Origin of the sequence: Dongia sp., assembly GCF_041918875.1 — a bacterium.
Classification (GTDB): Bacteria; Pseudomonadota; Alphaproteobacteria; order Dongiales; family Dongiaceae; genus Dongia.
Window position 1 is genome coordinate 234,135 of the sequence record NZ_JAYRUV010000005.1, and the last position, 17,511, is coordinate 251,645.

At 66.0% G+C, this 17,511-nt stretch carries 10 protein-coding genes; 4 read left to right on the forward strand and 6 right to left on the reverse strand.

What is annotated here, in order from left to right; genetic code table 11:
• Positions 1 to 12 precede the first annotated feature (12 nt).
• Positions 13 to 528, forward strand: coding sequence for a hypothetical protein (locus ACE3TY_RS07735; protein ID WP_374652450.1), 516 nt, complete (start codon positions 13 to 15; stop codon positions 526 to 528).
• 20 nt (positions 529 to 548) lie between these two features.
• Here the strand turns inward: ACE3TY_RS07735 and ACE3TY_RS07740 are convergent, their stop codons facing one another.
• From ACE3TY_RS07740 to ACE3TY_RS07765, 6 genes are all read right to left on the reverse strand, one after another.
• Complete coding sequence (locus ACE3TY_RS07740; protein ID WP_374652451.1) at positions 549 to 1,787, reverse strand: NnrS family protein; 1,239 nt, start codon at positions 1,785 to 1,787, stop codon at positions 549 to 551.
• Complete coding sequence (locus ACE3TY_RS07745) at positions 1,784 to 2,557, reverse strand: ABC transporter ATP-binding protein (RefSeq protein WP_374652452.1); 774 nt, start codon at positions 2,555 to 2,557, stop codon at positions 1,784 to 1,786. The genes ACE3TY_RS07740 and ACE3TY_RS07745 overlap by 4 nt, the downstream gene beginning before the upstream one ends.
• Before the next feature lie 7 nt (positions 2,558 to 2,564).
• Complete coding sequence (locus ACE3TY_RS07750) at positions 2,565 to 4,748, reverse strand: TonB-dependent receptor family protein (protein WP_374652453.1); 2,184 nt, start codon at positions 4,746 to 4,748, stop codon at positions 2,565 to 2,567.
• Between the two features lie 106 nt (positions 4,749 to 4,854).
• Positions 4,855 to 5,559, reverse strand: a complete 705-nt coding sequence (locus tag ACE3TY_RS07755) for a Crp/Fnr family transcriptional regulator (protein WP_374652454.1) — start codon at positions 5,557 to 5,559, stop codon at positions 4,855 to 4,857.
• A gap of 15 nt (positions 5,560 to 5,574) precedes the next feature.
• Complete coding sequence (locus ACE3TY_RS07760) at positions 5,575 to 6,375, reverse strand: ABC transporter permease (RefSeq protein WP_374652455.1); 801 nt, start codon at positions 6,373 to 6,375, stop codon at positions 5,575 to 5,577.
• Between the two features lie 21 nt (positions 6,376 to 6,396).
• Positions 6,397 to 7,440, reverse strand: coding sequence for an ABC transporter substrate-binding protein (locus tag ACE3TY_RS07765; RefSeq protein ID WP_374652456.1), 1,044 nt, complete (start codon positions 7,438 to 7,440; stop codon positions 6,397 to 6,399).
• Positions 7,441 to 7,789: 349 nt separating this feature from the next.
• Between ACE3TY_RS07765 and ACE3TY_RS07770 the strand changes: the two genes are divergently transcribed.
• The 3 genes from ACE3TY_RS07770 to ACE3TY_RS07780 all read left to right on the forward strand — a co-directional run bounded on the left by ACE3TY_RS07770 (position 7,790) and on the right by ACE3TY_RS07780 (position 17,304).
• Complete coding sequence (locus tag ACE3TY_RS07770; RefSeq protein WP_374652457.1) at positions 7,790 to 8,848, forward strand: sorbosone dehydrogenase family protein; 1,059 nt, start codon at positions 7,790 to 7,792, stop codon at positions 8,846 to 8,848.
• Between the two features lie 135 nt (positions 8,849 to 8,983).
• The gene (scpA, locus tag ACE3TY_RS07775; protein ID WP_374652458.1) at positions 8,984 to 11,137 is read left to right on the forward strand and encodes a methylmalonyl-CoA mutase; all 2,154 of its coding nucleotides are present in this window, start codon (positions 8,984 to 8,986) and stop codon (positions 11,135 to 11,137) included.
• Positions 11,138 to 11,331: 194 nt separating this feature from the next.
• A complete protein-coding gene (locus ACE3TY_RS07780; RefSeq protein WP_374652459.1) occupies positions 11,332 to 17,304 on the forward strand; it encodes a hypothetical protein in 5,973 nt (1,990 codons plus the stop codon).
• The last annotated feature ends 207 nt before the right edge of the window (positions 17,305 to 17,511 follow it).

Consider the following 17,511-nt stretch of genomic DNA (forward strand, 5'->3'; position numbering starts at 1 on the left):
CAATGAGGATTCATGACTGCGACCCAAGCCCAGCCGGATCCGGAGCAGGCCGCCCGGCGCTTTCGCGAACTCTCCGCGCGCGCCGCGGGATCCAATGTCAACGAAATCTCGCTGCTCGCGACCGACTATCTCAATCACATCAACGAAGTGATCATGCTGCTCGAGATCGTCCCGGACGCGCCGGAATGTCTCGACGATTGCAAAGCCTGGCAGCCGCTGGAATATGCCGAGCATTTCCGCCATTCCGGTATCGCCGACAGGGAGCTGGCGATCGAGGCCTATCCCTTCTCGCCGCCCCAGTACAAGGAACCGTTCGACCGGCTGGTACGCGAGATGAACCGGCTGGTGGAAATCTCGATCAAGCGGCTCGACCTGGTACTGGCGGAAGGCAATGAGGACCAGGCCCGCCACGTGGCCGCGCGCGCCTCGCAGAATCTGCAGGATCTCATCGGCCAGGCCTCGGCCGTCATCCATGGCGACAATCACGTCGTCGACCAGGCGCAGATCGACGCGCTGATGGATCTCTAGGGTGTCGGGGGATTTGCTCGTCAGCCGGAAGCCGGACTTAATTCCCGGTCACCGCAACCGTCGCCTTCGGCATTGGGTGTCGAGAGGAACGGCCAATATCCCCTGAGCCATAGCAGGAAGGCCGTTGCCCAGGTCACTGCAGCCAGGGCGTAAGGCGGACCGGGCGGCCAGGGCAGCACGCCCAGTTCGGGCAGCACGCGCAGCAGCACGGCGGCTGCCATCAGCACCAGCGCGATCACCGCCAGACGCGGCAGCGGCAGGCGGCGGCCAGTATGCATGAGGCCGGCGATGGCGAAAATGCTCAGCACGCCGATGCCCAGTCCCCCCATCAGCGCCAGATGAAGTGCTGGAGTCTCGGAAAAGGGTGCACCCAGCCGCGATGCCCCGACCAGGATCAGCCCCGCGCCACTGAACATGCTGGAACATGAGAGCGCCACGATTTCCGGACGAAACGCCTCTTTCCCAACAAAGGCCTCGGCCACGCGGTCCATAAAGGCCGCGCCGGATGCGATGAACAGGAAGCCGGTCACTGCGGGAGAAAGACCCGCGATCTGCGCCAGGACCACCACCAGCACCAGTCCGGGCGCCAGGTTGATGCGCCCGGGATGCGGCCGATAGGGCGAGGTCACCTCGCTGGGGTCGAGCACCAGGTTGGTGACCGGCACGGTGACGCGTGCCAGCACGACACCGAGCAGGCCGAGGAACATCAGGCCGGCGATCAGGATCGTTTCGTGAGCGAGGGCGGCATCGCCCAGCGCGAAGGCGGCACGCACCACGATACCGGCCGCCGCCAATCCGCCGAGCCAGAATAGCGGCGCGAAGAGCCGCACATGCGGCCGCGCGATCCAGCTGCGCGCAACATAGGCCACCAGCGCCAGCAGCCACAAACTGTCCGCCAGGCCGCCGAGGATGCCCAGCATGTCGTTGCCGATCAGACCCGCAATGCGCCCCACGCCCCACAGGCCGGCCAAGGCGAACAGGGTCCGTCCTTTCGGCCGCGGCCTGTCGGTCCATTCCGGGATGGCGGTGGTGATGAAGCCGATCAGCGCCGCGCCGTAAGTGCCGAAGATCATCTCGGTGGCATGCCACAGCGACGGCGGCATATCGCCGCCTACCGGCATGTCGAGGCCATAGAGAACCGTCCACAGGAATGGCCATAGGGCCCCATGCAGCGCGGCCGGCGGGAAGAACAGCCGCAGCCCTTCATCGCCCATGATCACCGCGAGCCGTGGCGCGGCGGCCGATTCCGCAAGCCTCACGAGATCCGCCTTTCATCGATATCGTGAATGTGGCGGAACAGCGGATCCTGCGTGACGAACTGGTTGACCAACCTGAACAGATCGCCTTCCGTGCGGTCGCCAGGGCGGCCGGGAACCGTCCGCTCGCCGAGGATACCACCACCATGCGCATCCATCACGACGATCCGGTGGGCGATGCGGGCCGCTTCCGTCAGGTCATGGGTGATGAACAGGGCGCTGAAACTGGCATCCCGGCTGGCCGCGATCACCAAATCCTGCATACGGCGCTTCAGCGCCACATCGAGGGCGGTAAAGGGTTCATCGAAATAGACCAGGTCCGGCTGCATGGCGAGCGCACGGGCAATGGCGGTGCGCTGCCGCATGCCGCCCGACATCTCGACTGGAAACTTGTCGAGGTCGAGTGGATCGAGAGCGGCGCGGGCAGCTGCCGCCCGCACCCTCTCATCCCGCTCGCCACGGCCGATCCGGCGATGGCGCAACGGATAGGCGATGTTGTCGCGTGCCCTGGCCCAGGGCAGCAGCCGCGGCTCCTGGAACACCATGCCATGCTGATTGTAGCGCCGCTCGACCCGGCCGCGCAGCGGATTGACCACGCCGGCGGCAATATGGACGAGCGTGCTTTTGCCACAGCCCGATGGACCGACGAGAGCGACGACCTCGCGTCTGAACAGGTCGAGCGTGATGCGGCTCAGCACCGTGCGGCCGAGATAGGCATGGTCGATGCCGCTAAGCGACAGGATGGGCCGACAGTTTTCGTCCGGCTGGTTCATCCGGCGGTCAGAACTTCGCCTTGACGCCGACGTAGAACGATCGGCCGTCGGCCGGCAGGAAGGCGGCCTGATTGCCCTGCGCCTGATCGACGATCAATGTCGAGGACGCATAGGTCTTGTCGAAGATATTGCGCGCCTGGCCATAGAGGCTGACCGTCTCGGTCAGATCGTAGGCGGTGCGCAGGTCGACCGTGACATAGGGATCGGCATACAGCGTGTTCATGTTATCGACCGGTGTCTTGGTCGGCGACCACACCAATTCGGCCTGGACCCAGAATTCCGGCGTCACGTCATAGCGCAGTGCCGTGTTGATCAGGTGCCGCGGCGCGCCGGCCAGGTAATTGTCGCCGCGCACCGGATCGTTATGGAAGCGGAAATCCTGCAGCACATAGGCCAGCCGAAGGTCGAGATCGTCCATGAGATGCGCCGTGCCGCCGAGTTCCAGGCCAAGATGCCGGGTTTTGTCGGCATTCACCGCGCCAAGCGACACGCCGCTGGAATCGCGAAGGCTGAGAATCTCGTCCTCGACCCAGGAGTAATAGGCCACGACATCCAGATCGACGATACCGACCTTGCCGCGCCAACCGGCCTCCACGGTCGTCGCGGTCTGGGCGTCGAGATCGGTGGTTGTGAATCCGGTCGGCCCGGAATTCGGCGTGCCGCCGCTGGTGGCCAGCAGATCGTCATGGGTCGGCGGCTCGAAGCTGCGGCTGATCGCGCCGAACAGCATGTGATCGGGATGCGGCCGATAGGATAGGCCGAGGCTCGGACTGATTCCGGTATAGTCGCGCGAATAACTGGTATCCCGCGCCGTCACCGTGCCGCTCGCGCCGGAAACCGCGTTGTAGGTGGGGCGGGTCGCCGACTCATAGGTGTCGTCATTGTCGCGCGTCGCATAAGCGACCGTGACGCCCGGCGACAGGCTCACTGTATCGTGGATCGGCAGATTGAACCCGGCATTTACCGCCAGCGTGCTGGCATCCAGTTCGTTGCGGCCGAACAGGGCGCCCTTGCTGCCGGCACGGTTGACATAGAATTCGCGGTCCGCCGAGCCGGTGGCATAGCGCAGGCTGCCCTCGAACAAGGGCAGCGGCTGGCTGGCGTCGGGCGCATAGGCATAGTGAGCGACAACGGTGAAATCGTCGCTGTCGGTGGCCTGCACGCCGGCGGAGACCGGATAGCGGAACTCGTCTTCGGTGCGGGTATAGCCGGCGGCAATGTCGAAGATATGCGATCCGATGCTGGCCGTGGTGCGGTTGCCCAGCCGCAATTGGGTGGCTTCGCGGTGTGGCTCGTCGCGCACAACATTGGGTCCCGGGCCCAGACCCGAGCCCGGACCGGTATAGACGCTTTCCGGGTCGCTGTTCAGCAAGCTTTTCGGCAACGGGCCGGCGACATCGAAATCCAGGTCGGTATAGCCCAGCAGGAAACGCGTCGACACGTCATCGGTCAGCCTGGCGCCGAAATTGGCATCGACGCTGGTGCGTTCGGAATCGTTGTAGTCGCGAAAACCGCTGCGCTGGCTGCGATTGACCTGCAGCATGGCGTCGCCCTCGCCGATCCGCATGCCGGCCTGCGCGGCCGCGTTGATCTGGCCAAAGCTGCCGCCTTCCAGCAAGGCGGTGACGCCGGGCGCGGAAGAGCCTGTCGGCGAAATGAAGTTGAGGGCGCCCCCCAGAACCGTGGCGCCGAGACGATTGGAGGTATAGCCGCGATAGATTTCGATCTGCTCGGCCTGGCGCGGGTTGGCGAGGCCGACAATATAGGAGCCGTCCGCCTGATTGATCGGCAGGCCATCCTGCAGCGCGAGGATGCCGCGCTGTACCGGATTCTGCTGCAGGCCCGAACCTCGAATCTGAATGCGCGGCTGGTCGTTGCCGCCGAAGAAATCCTGCACCACCACGCCGGGCGAGGCAGACAGCGCATCGCCGATGGTGACGTTGGCCATGCCTTCGAGATCGTCCGTCGTCACCAGGGCCGTGCCGCCGGGGATCGCCTCCAGCCGGCGCTGCGCGGCATCCTCGGGATCGTCCCCTTCGCCTTCGACCGTTATCGGGTCGAGCATGATCACCGAGCCTGGTGTGGCGGACTGGGCCAGCGCGCTGCCCGACATCAGGCTGGTCAAGATCAGGCTGAAGGCCGTCGCGGCGAGCAGCCGGGCATGAGCCGGATCGGTGATGGTCGGTTTCATTCTTGTCCCCCAAGTTACGCAAATGATAGTCATTATCAACTAGACTCGATCCGCCGCTGTTAGTTTGCTCTGGAGCAAGTCCGGGTGATTTTTCCGTTTTCGAAGCTTATTCGCCGTCGGCATAGGCCCGGAGCCGGCCCATGTCCCGGATCGAAATCCGGCCATAACTGGCGCCGACCCCGACGATGCCGAGCTTTTTCAACGCCCGTGACAGGGTATAGGGCGTGATGGACAGGCGGGCCGCGATCAGTGTCTGTTCGACCGGCAGATGGAAATCGCAGGCATTGCGGTCCGTGCGACCGCACATCTCCAGCAATGTGCGGGCGACGCGGCGTTCCACGGGCCAGCTTTTCAGATGCTCGATCTGGTCCACCAGCCGGCGCATCTGGCGGAAGGTGGCTGCGATCATCGCGAGGCCGATCTGCGGATTGGCCGTGACCAGCGCGCGGAAGCGGGCGCAATCGAACCGCGCCACACGGCAGGGCGAGGCCGCCTCGGCGGTGACTGGATAGCGCTCGCCTTCCGCCACCAGCGCCTCGGCGAAGGATTCGCCCGGTCCCAGTATCTTGATCACCGTGCGGCTGCCATCGGGCTTGTCGCGCAGCAGCAGAATCCAGCCCTCGAGAACCAGATAGAAAGCCCCCGCCAGCTCATCCTCGTGAAACAGCACCTGACCCTTGTCGTAGACGTCGCATCGCAATTCGCTGGCCACACTGCGGAAATCGTCGTCCTTGAGCGAGGCGAATATGCTGGCGTTACGGATCCGCCGCCAGCCATCCTCATCCAGCCTTCGGGATATGCGCTCGGCCATGATGTACGTGACCCCCTACCGCTTCACGCCCCAGGGGCGCGCGGCGTCGCGCCAGCGCTCCAGCTCGGACTGGACAGGCCGCAGGAGCAGATATTCGATGGCGATCACACCGATCACGGCGAGCAAGGTCCATGCCAGCGCGCCACGCATATCCAGCGTGGCACGCGACATGGCCAGCGCGCCGCCGATGCCGCCGATGTTGGACAGCAGCTCGGCCATCACCGCCACCTTGATCGCCGAACCGAGCGATACCGAAAGTGCTGGGAACAGATAGCTCGCCACATGGCGCAAGCCGATACTGCCGAGGCGGCCGAACGGCCCGATCCCAAAGGCCATAGCCATGTCTTCCAATCCGCGATCGCGCGTCATCGCCCCCTCGGCGGCGCTGATGAAGATCGCCGGCGTAATGGCGACGACCACGGTGACGATCACGGTGGCGTCGGTGGAGCCGAACCAGATCATCGCCAGCACGATCCAGGCGATTGGCGGCACGCCCACCAGCAATGTGAGAATCGGCCGCGACAGCCGCATGATGGCTGGCGAATAGCCGGCCGTCAGGCCGCCCGCCATGCCGATTACCGTAGCCAGTCCGAAGCCTTCGGCGCCGCGCAGTATCGTGAGACCGGCAACGGTCCAGTTCCTTGTCTCGCTCAAGATGGCCCAGGCCGCGCCCGCGACATCGACCGGCGCCGGCAGGATGAAATCGCCGTAGCGTTCGTTGCCCGCCTGCCACAGCGCCGCGAACAACGCGATGCCGGCCATGCCGCTCCAGCCGGCCCAGAGGAAGCGACCGAACCGACCCAGGCGATCAGTCATGGCGCGCGTCATGGCGCCGCCTCAGAGATAGAAATCCGCCGGCGGCAGTCTGCCGCCGATGATCTTGTCATCGAATTCGGCTATCGAGCGGAACACCGCTTCCAGCGCAGGCCGCGCATCGCGCGCCCGTTCGGCGACCAGATTGCTGTAGGGGATGGATGCCTCGACGATTGCCGCCGGCACCCAAAGCTCCTGCGCGCTATCGGCGGCCGCGAGCGCTGGCTGCGCGTTGACCGATGCCGCGGCGGCCACCAGGCCGGCATGCAATGCCTCCACCAAACCGGCATGATGAGCGAGGAAGCGTTCCGTGACGCCGATCCCAGCCTGCGGCAGCTTGGCGCCGAGTCCAGTGGCGGCATGCCAGGCCTGTTGGATGTCGATGGTACGGAACAATTCTCGGGTAATGACACCGCTGCTGGACAATGCCAGCGTGGCTGCTGGTTCGGGCAGCAATGCCGTCTCGACGCGGCCGGTGGCGAGCAGCTGGACCGCTTCGACCGCGGTCCCGGAGAAGGTGACCGACAGGTCTCCTTCCGGTTCCAGACCATGCAGCTGCAGCAGGCGACGGAAAATCACCTCCGGCGTGTCGTTGCGGAACGGCACCGAGACGCTGCGTCCCTTCAATGCTGGAATCGTCGTCAGGCCCTTGTCGGCCGAGACCATGTGCATCAGCCCGTTGGTCATGACATTCAACAGCCTGACACCCAGCCCGCGATTGTAGAGATTGGCCGCCGTCTGCGTTGGCAGGATGAAGACGTCCATCGTCTGCGAGGTGAGCCCGGCGCGCAATTCGTCCGGTGAGCGCCAGGAGCGGAAACTCACCTTGTCGGCCAGCGGCTTCAGCAGCCCGCTGGCGATGGCATGGATCAGCGTGACGGATGGGCCGGCCGGCGGTCCCCAGAGGGTGAGTTCGGGCAGGCGCGGCAGATCGGCGATGGCGGGAAATATCCGAGACAGAATCAGCGCCGCGCCGGCACCGGCCAGCACGCTACGCCGGCCGACAGCGGGACGGGACGATTCCGGACGGGAAGATTCCGGACGGGGAAACGGGGTGTGGTCTGCCACGATCTGCCCTCTTCGCTCCAATGGCGACGCTTCGGCCCTGGCGATCTGGCTACCGGCAATGCAAGCGTATCCGGCACAACCTATTAGGGTTGAGAATGACTCTCAACACGGCGCGGTCCCCTGCGCCGAGATGCCGCATTCATTAATTGATGTTCGTCAATTCCTTGTCAGTGGCGCCCTGGCGCAGGGCTCGCGCCCGACATCGGCTCCCAATGCACGGGAAGATTGGATCAACCAGCCGGGTTGACCCAGCCAGGTTGACCCAGCCAGGTTGACTGGGGCTGCAAGCAGGACCAACTGATTCACCATGCTCGGGCCGGCCCGGGTATGACGGAAAGGACGAGAAACCATGCGTCATCCCTTGGGGCTCGCCGCGCTTTTCATGATCGCCCTTGCCACCGCCGCCCAGGCGCAACAGCTCCCCTTCAAGGTCGCCACGCTTGCCGACGGGCTGGAGCATCCCTGGTCGATCGCGCTGCTGCCGGATGGCGACCTGCTGGTGAGCGAGCGGCCGGGAAGGCTGCAGATCATCGACGCGGCATCGGGGCGGAAGCAGGCGGTCGGCGGCATGCCGGACGTGCGCGCCGAGAGCGAGGCGGGGGCCATGGGTCTTGCCCTCGACCCCGATTTCGCCGGCAGCGGGCGGCTCTATCTCTGCTATTCGACCGGCTGGACCCTGTCGCCGGGCAACCGGCTTTCCGCCTTCACGCTGAAGGACAACATACTCTCGGGCGAGCAAGTGCTGCTGGACGGCCTCCCCGGCGCCAGATGGCACAATGGCTGCCGCGTGGAAATCTCGCCCGAGGGTTTTCTCTTTGCCAGCATGGGCGATGCGACGGACGCGCAAGCGGCGCAGGATGGAACGGCTTTGGGCGGCAAGATCTTTCGCCTCAATCGCGACGGCAGCGTGCCCGCCGACAATCCCTTCGCCACGTCCTTCGTCTGGAGCTATGGCCACCGCAATCCGCAGGGCCTGGCCTTCCGCCCGTCGGACGGCGCCTTGTGGTCGACGGAGCATGGGCCCGACACGCAGGACGAACTCAACCTGATCGAGAAGGGCGGCAATTACGGCTGGCCGCTCTGCCATGGAACGGATGCCTGCGGAGCCCTCGCCAATTACCATCCGGCGGTGGCCGAGTTCGAGCATGACAGCACCATCGCCATCTCCGATCTCATCTTCTACCGGGGCGATGCCTTTCCGGATTGGAAGGGCGATATCCTCTTCGTATCCTTGAAGACCGGGCGGCTCTATCACCTCAAACTCGACGGCAACCGGGTGGCGAAAGCGGAAATCCTGCTCGACGATGAATTCGGCCGCCTCCGCGACATCGCGGAAAGCCCCGACGGCAGCCTTTATCTCGCCACCGACAATGGCGAAGACCGGATTCTGCGCGTGACGCCGCGGTGAGGACTTAACCCTGCGCCGATTCCGGGCACTGATTCTGGACTTTCGCGCCCGGGCTCTGCTACGGTGCCCAAAATGCTGCACTGCGAAAGGCTTGCAAGCCAGGACAGATGCGCGGAACGGGTTGGAGGAAGCATCGTGGCGGATTTTCCGAAGAAGTCGCTGGCCGACTGGCAGAAACTCGCATCCCAGGAATTGAAGGGCGCCGACCCCGCCACCCTTGGCCGCGAGACGCCCGAAGGCATCCAGCTCAAGGCGCTTTACACCGAGGCCGACCTCGAAGGGCTTGAAATCGTCGGCACCCTGCCCGGCTTTGCCCCCTATACGCGGGGCCCCCGCGCCACCATGTACGCGAACCGCCCCTGGACCATCCGCCAATATGCCGGCTTTTCGACGGCCGAGGATTCCAATGCCTTCTACCGCGAGAATCTGAAGCGCGGGCAGATGGGCCTTTCCGTGGCCTTCGACCTGGCGACGCATCGCGGTTACGACAGCGACCATCCGCGCGTCATGGGCGATGTGGGGAAGGCCGGTGTCGCCATAGATTCCGTCGAGGACATGAAGATCCTGTTCGACGGCATCCCCTTGGACAAGATGTCGGTCAGCATGACCATGAACGGCGCGGTGCTGCCCGTGCTGGCGGCCTTCATCGTCGCCGGCGAGGAGCAGGGGGTTCCGGCGGCGAAACTGTCGGGCACCATCCAGAACGACATCCTCAAGGAGTTCATGGTCCGCAACACCTATATCTATCCGCCCGCCCCCTCGATGCGCATCGTCGCCGACATCATCGAATTCACCGCGCAAAAGATGCCGAAATTCAATTCGATTTCGATCAGCGGCTATCACATGCAGGAAGCCGGCGCCAATGCGGTGCAGGAACTGGCCTTCACGCTGGCCGACGGTCTTGAATATGTGCGCGCGGCCCTTTCCAAGGGATTGAAGGTCGACGAATTCGCGCCGCGCCTTTCCTTCTTCTTCGCCATCGGCATGAACTTCTTCATGGAGATCGCGAAGCTGCGCGCCGCGCGCTATCTGTGGGCCAAGCTGATGCAACAGTTCGACCCCAAGGATCCGCAAAGCTCGGCGCTGCGCACGCATTGTCAAACGTCGGGGGTCTCGCTGCAGGAGCAGGACCCCTATAACAACGTCATCCGCACCACCATCGAGGCGATGGCGGCAGTGCTGGGCGGCACGCAATCGCTGCACACCAATGCGCTGGATGAAGCGATCGCCCTGCCGACGCCGTTTTCCGCGCATATCGCCCGCAACACGCAGCTGGTGATCCAGGAAGAAAGCGGCATCCCGGCCGTCATCGATCCGCTGGGCGGCAGCTATTATGTCGAGGCATTGACCGCAAGCCTGGTGGCGCATGCCGAGAAGCTCATCGCCGAAGTGGAAGCCCTCGGCGGCATGACCAAGGCCGTCGAAAGCGGCATGCCGAAGCTCAGGATCGAAGAGGCGGCGGCCAAGCGCCAGGCACGCATCGACCGGGGCGAGGACATCATCGTCGGCGTCAATAAATATCAGGCGCACGAACAGCCGCAGGTCGACGTGCTCGACATCGACAACAGCAAGGTGCGCGAACAGCAGATCGCGCGGCTCGATGCGATGAAGGCCGGGCGCGACGGCGCCCAGGTGAAGGCGGCGCTGGATGCGCTCAGGAACGCGGCGAAGGATGGCAGCGGCAACCTGCTGGCCCTGGCCGTCGAGGCGATGCGCGCCCGCGCCAGCGTCGGCGAAGTGTCGTCGGCGCTCGAGGATGTCTATAGCCGCCACAAGGCCGAAGTGCGCTCGATCGCCGGCGTCTATGGCGCCGCCTATCGCGACGATCCGGATTTCGCCGCCATCCAGGCTCGCGTCAGGGAATTCGCCGCCAGCGAGGGCCGCCGCCCGCGCATGCTGGTGGTGAAGCTGGGCCAGGACGGGCATGACCGCGGCGCCAAGATCATCGCCACCGCCTTTGCCGATCTCGGCTTCGATGTCGATGTGGGGCCGCTGTTCCAGCTTCCCGAGGAAGCGGCGCGCCAGGCGGTCGAGAACGATGTCCATGTGATCGGCGTCTCAAGCCAGGCGGCCGGCCACAAGACGCTGGTCCCGCAGCTCATCAAGGCGCTGAAAGACCAGGGCGCCGAGGATATCCGCGTCATCTGCGGCGGTGTCATTCCGGCCCAGGATTACGCCATGCTGCGCGAGGCCGGTGTCGCCGCCATCTTCGGTCCCGGCACCAACATCCCCAAGGCTGCGGCCGAGATCATCGGCCTGCTGCAGAAGCCGGGCAGCAAGGCAGCCTGAGCCGGCCCTTTCCATCCCGGGGCGGTTCTCACCGCCTTGTCACGCCGAGGTCATAGCCGGGGCATTTGCACCTTTGCAAACAATGGCTTAGACTCCTGCCTTCATATCCTGCCTGAACTATAAGTTGGGGCTGGCAACGCCGCACCGTCTAGATGCAGGGGCGGCGAACAATTGCGTGACAGGGGTCTTGGAAGATGGGCAAGGGGGATCAGGAATCCGGGACGGCACGCGGCCTGCTGAAAGCGGCGGCCGGCAGCGACCCGAATACCCGGCACCATCGGCGCGCCGTGATGCTGGGCATGCTGCTGACCCTGGGCTGGTTCGGCGCCTATGGCTGGCATGTGGCCGAGGCCGTGGGGATCGAGAATCTGCAGGATCTGATGCCGGCGGAGCTCGCCCAGATCGTCATCGCCTTCTTTTCGCCGGCGGTCTTCGTCTGGGTCGTCATCGGCTATGTCATGCGCGGACGCGATCTGGAGCGGCAGACGGCGCTCCTCGCGCAACAGCTCAACATGCTGACCTATCCCAACCCGCAGGCGGAGAGCCGCGTCGCCACCGTTGCCGATGCCATCCGCCGCCAGACCGTCGAACTGAAAGCCGCGACCGAGGATGCGGCGGCGGCCCTGGCGCAGGTCGAGAACCGCTTCCAGCACCAGCGCGGCGATCTCGACCATGCCGCCGAAGCGGTCCGTGCCGAGACCCGCGCTGTCGAAGCGCAGCTTTCCACCCAGCGCCAATTGCTGGCCGAGATGCAAGCCATCCTGGCCGAACAAAAGGCCGCCCTGAAACGGTCCGGCGAGTTGGAAAAGGATGCCCTTGAGAGTGTCGCGGCGGATTCCGCCGAACGCGTCGTCGCGGCATTCGAGACGCGGCGCCAGGATATCGCCGCCATTCTCGACCGCGTGCTGGACCACGGTTCCTCGGTGCGCGATGCCGTGGAGCGTCAGGCCGAGATCCTGGCCGACAGTGCCGAGAAGGCGACGCTGGGCCTCCGGAACGAACTCACCGCCATCAGCCGGCGCCTCGACGAGGCCGGCGAAGCGGCGCGGCGCGAGGGCAAGGCGCTGGCGGAAGCAGGCGACCAGCAGCTGGCCTCGATCGGCGAGATCGTCGGCCGGGCTTCGCGCGAGTTCAACCAGCAGCTCGACGCGCTGGGGCGCGGCACGGCGGATGCCATCGATGCCGGCAAGCGCAACACGGCCGAAGCCGAGAATGCCTTGCGCCAGGTGGTGGTCGAGATCACCGCGCAGGCCGGGCGGCACGCCAATGACGTGGCCCAGGCGCTGGCGCTGCAGCTCCAGGGCATCAATGCGGCCAAGGCGCAGGCGATCGATGCCGGCGAGGAACTGCAATCGGCGCTTAGCACCCAGGCGGCGCGCCTGGCCGAGCGCACGACCGATGCCTTCGCCCTGATGCGCGGCGAGATCGCCCAGGAAATCTCGACGCTGAAGGAGGCCGAGGAGAAGGCCGGCGCGCGCTACCGCGAACTCGACCGCAGCATGGCGACGCATCTGGCCGCCCTCGACAAATCCTTCGCGGCGGCGGGCTCGGCGCTTGAATCCCGTTCCGCGGCGGAGCAGGCGAACATCGCCGCGGCAACGGAAGCGACCGAGACGCGCATCAACGCGGTGCTGGCGGCGATCGAACGGCAGAGCCGCGACATGCACGACCAGGCCGAAGCCAGCGCCGAACGCTTTGCCAACACGCTGCGGCGCCATCACGAGCTGGTCTCGGCCACCGCGACCGCGACCGTGGGCGAGGTCATGCGCAAGACCGCCGAGATCCAGCGCCAGATGCGCGAGGAGGGCGACCTGTCGGTTGCATCCGCCAAGGGCCTGGCCGAGGATTTCGTCACCTCGCTGGGTCGCATCGGCGACATCATCGCGGAAAGCTCGAGCCGGGCCAAGAGCGACAACGCCGCCCTGGAAGAAGCCGCGCGCGGCCAGGCCGAGCGCCTGACCAACGCGGCCCTCAGCGCCGCCGAACAGTTCCGCGGTTCGCTCGACCGCATGTCGGGCGACACCGCCGCCATGATCCGCGCCCTCATGGACAAGATCAGCGAGCAGAACCAGGCGGTGAAGACGGCGCTGCGCGCCGAGGTCGGCGATTTCCAGGAATCGACCGGAAGGGTCGGCGAGCAGATCGGCCAGCGTTTCACCGAGATGCTGAAATCGATCGAGGCGGTCGCCGCGGCGACGAATACGGAAACCGAAGGACTGGTGGCCAAGGTCGACGCGCAGAGCCAGCGCCTGACGCTGGCGGCCGATGCCGCCGCCCAGCGCCTGAAGCAGCATATCGACGCCGAGACGGCGCGGCTTGCCGAACTCGGCGCCGCGCAGGACGAGCGTCAGGCGGCCCTTGCCAAGACCGTCGAGAGTGCCGCCGGAGAACTCGGCAGTGCCGCCGAAGGCCATGCCGAACGCTTCGCCGGCCTGCTCAAGCGCCAGGAGGAACGTCTCGCCGTCCTTGGCGATGCGCAGGATGCCGCCAGCCGCCGCCTTGGCCAGACCGTCGAAGCGCAAGGCCATCTGCTGGAACAGGCCGCCGACCGCGCCGCCGAGCGTCTCGCCCAGCGCCTGCGCGAGAACGAGACGGCGATTAGTGCCAGCATCGCCGCGATCGTCGCCGAGACCAAGGCCCTGGATGCGACCGTGACCGCCCAGCGCGACAAGCTGGCCGAAGCCGGATCTGCCGCCAGCGCGCGGATTCGCGGCGAACTGGACACCCATGCCGCCAGCCTCAACGAGATGGCGGCGGGTCTTGCCGCCAAGGTGGCGCTGCTCAGCCACGCCGTCGATGCCGAAGGCACGGCGCTGACGCGGGCCCTGCAGGCGGCCGGCGACAAGGCCGTAGCGGAGTTGCGCGCCGAGACGGAGCGCCAGCAGGCTGCGATGAGCGGCCATGCCGACACCCTCGCCCAGCGCCTGCGCGTGAGCGAGACCGCCGTCACCGCCAATGTGAACGAGGTGCTGGAACGCGCCGCCTCGCTCGACAGCGCCATTGCCGCGCAGCGCCAGCGCCTCTCCGATGCCGGCAGCGCCGCCAGCGCGCAGATTCGCGACGAACTCGACACCCATGCCGCCAGCCTCAACGAGATGGCGGCGGGTCTTGCCGCCAAGGTGGCGCTGCTCAGCCACGCCGTCGATGCCGAAGGGACCAGCCTGACCCGCATTTTCCAGGAAGCGGGGGACAAGGCCATGAACGAGCTCCGCGCCGAGACGGAACGCCAGCGCCTGGCCATGAGCGATCATGCCGAGCAGCTCGGCGCCAGCTTGCGCGCCAACGAAGCCGCCATCGCCGGCAATGTCAGGGACGTGCTGGAACGCGCTGCAGCCCTGGATACCGCGATTGCCGCCCAGCGCGAGCGCCTGCGTGAAACGGGCGACGCCGCCAGCGCCCAGATGCGCAGTGAACTCGACGCGCATGCCAGGACGCTCGATGAAATGGCGGCACGCCTGGCCGACAAGGTGACGTCGCTGTCGCAGACGGTGGGGAGCGAAAGCGGCAAGCTCGACCGGGGCTTCCAGGCCACCGCCGAACAGACATTGGCGCGCCTGCGCGAGGCCTTCGCCGGCCAGGAGATTGAGATCGACCGGCTGGCGAATGCACTGGGAGCCAAGGTCGCGGGCCTCGGCGAGACGGTGAAGAGCGAAAGCCTGATCCTTGCCGATGCGATCCAGAGTGCCGGCGACGGCGCCGTGGCGCGCCTCAAGGGCGAGATCGAGCGGCAGATTTCCGGCATGGAGGGTCTCACGGCCACGCTCATCACCCGCACCACGGCGCTCGACGGCACGATCCTCAGCCAGCGCGACCATCTGGTCGAAGCGGCGGAAGCGGCCGCCGAAGGCTTCCGCGATATCCTCCGGCGCCAGGCCGACGAATTCGTGGCGGCGGCCGAGGCGGTTGCCAGCCGCTCGGCGGCGCTCGAAGGCGTCACTCATGCCCAGCGCGACGAACTGATCGACGCCTCCAAGCAGGCGGCGGAGCATTTCGCGGGTGCCTTGCGCCTGCAGGCCCAGGAGATCGCCGCCGCCACCGCCGCCGCCGTGCAGCAGACGGAAGGGCTGGGCGCCGCGGCCCGCGTCCAGGCCGAGAATCTCGCTGCCATGATGGCCGAAAGCACGCGCCGCTTCGAGGCGATCACCGCCGAGCATGGCCAGGCCCTGGGCGATGCCGGCGAAAAGGCCGGCGAGGCGATCCGCGAGAAACTGGCCCGCCAATATGCCGAGATCGACCGCCGCTTCGCCGACATCGCCGCCCATGGCGACAGGCTGCAGGGAAGCGCCAGCGACCAGGCCGTGACGCTGGGCAAGGCCGCCGAACAGGCGGCACAGGTGGCGATCGCCATGCGCGATGCCCTGGCCGACCAGGCCAAACAGGTGAACATCGCCGGATTGGAGATCAACGAACGCGCCCTGGAGGCGGGCCGCGTCATGCAGCGCCAGGCCAGCGATCTTTCCGAGGCATTGCAGGCGATCGTGCAGAAGAACGCCGCCAATCTGAAAGCCGCCACCGAGCAGGCCGGCATCCAGGCCATCGAGCTTGGCCAGACCCTGATGCGGCAGAACGACGATCTTGCCGCCGCGCTCTCGCGCACCCAGTCCGCCACCACCGACATCCGCGCGGCCCTGCAGACGCAGATCGAGGAATTGTCGGCGGTGACGCAGAAGGTCGAGGTCGAGGCGCGCGTCATCGGCACGGTCTTCCGCACCGAGGCCGATACGCTGCGCGACGCGGCCGAGAAGGCTTCCGGCACGGCGGGCGCCTTGCAGCAGCAGATGCGTGACGGTCTCTCGGCCCTCGAAGGTGTCGCCAATTCCGCGCTGGAAAAGGCCGCCACCCTGCACCAGGACGTGGCGCGCCAGAGCGAGCTTGTGAAGCAGGCGACCGAGGAAGGCGGCAGGCGCACGGCCGAACTGGCCGGCCTTTATGAAAGTCATGCGCGGCAACTATCGGTGGCCTCCGAAATGGCGCGCGACAAGCTGGAACAGATGGGCCGCGCGCTCGCCTCGCAGGCGGAGATCCTTTCCACCATCACCGACCAGGCGGTCGGGCGCCAACAGCAGCTCAACGTGACATTGGGCCAGCGCGTCGAACAATTGGCTGCGGTCGGCAAGGAAGGACAGCAGCAGCTGTCGACCCTCAACATCTCGGCCCAGAATCTGGGCGAGTTCCTGCGTGCCACGACGTCCGAGAGCACGCGCCAGGCCAAGGAGACGATCCAGCTTTTCCGCGACGGCGCCGAAGCCTTGTCGCAGGTCACGAAGAAGGCGGCGCAGCAGGTAAGCGGCGTCAAGGCGGCGGTAGCCGAGCAGATCACGGAACTTTCCGATCTCTCCATCCGCGTCCATGACATGGCCGAACAGGTACGCGCCCAGCTCCGCGCCCAGGCCAAGGAATTTTCCGACGCGGCCCTTTCCGCCAAGGCCAGCGCCGAAGGGGCGCGCGGCGACGCGCAGCAGGCCAGCGAGATCCTGAACCGCCAGGTGGAATCGCTGGCCCAGGCGGCGGCGCGCATGAACCAGCATCTCTCTGGCCTCGGCGCCGATATCGACAAGCGTATCGAATCGATGAGCCGCGCCGCCGAGAGTGCCGCCGGCCGGGTGGGCGCCATCGGACAGAGCTTCGAACGGCAGGCCGAAGGCTTCGGCCGCGCCCTCGACCTCGCCCAGGCCAAGGCCGCCGAACTGGGCGAAGCCTTCCGGGGGCAGAGTTTGGAGCTTGCCAAGACCTCGCAGATCGCGCTGGAGCGGATAGACAAATTGCGCGAAACCCAGACCAATTCGACCCGCGACAGCTTCCTGCGCGCGGCCTCGGTCATGATCGAGGAGCTGAACGGCATCGCCCTCGACATCCATTCGCTGCTCGACAATGAAATCCCGGAGGATATCTGGAAGCGCTACCGCGAAGGCGACCGCTCGATCTTCGCCCGGCGCCTGTTCCGCAACAAGGATTCCTACGTCATCCCCGCGATCGAACAGCGCTACAGCCGCGACGAGCGCTTCCACGACATCGTCGACCGGTACATGAAGAAATTCGAGGATCTGCTGACCCAGTCGGCCAAGGCCGACCCGGAAGCCGTCCTCAACGCCGCCATCATCACCGCCGATGTCGGCAAGCTCTATCTGGTCATGGCCAAGAGCCTGGGCCGGGGGTTGGAGAATTGAGGGGCAGGCCGAGGACGGAGCTCAGCCGAATCTCCCTCGCCCCGCGATAGCGGGGAGAGGGTCGGGGTGAGGGGCCTTCATCTGGTATAGACCGGAGAGATAGGTAACAGTTTGGACCGGAGAGATGGGTAACAGGTCAACATGGTCGGCAAGGGGGACTTGCCGATGCCTTGGAAAGAGACCTGTGTCATGGATGAGCGTTTGCAG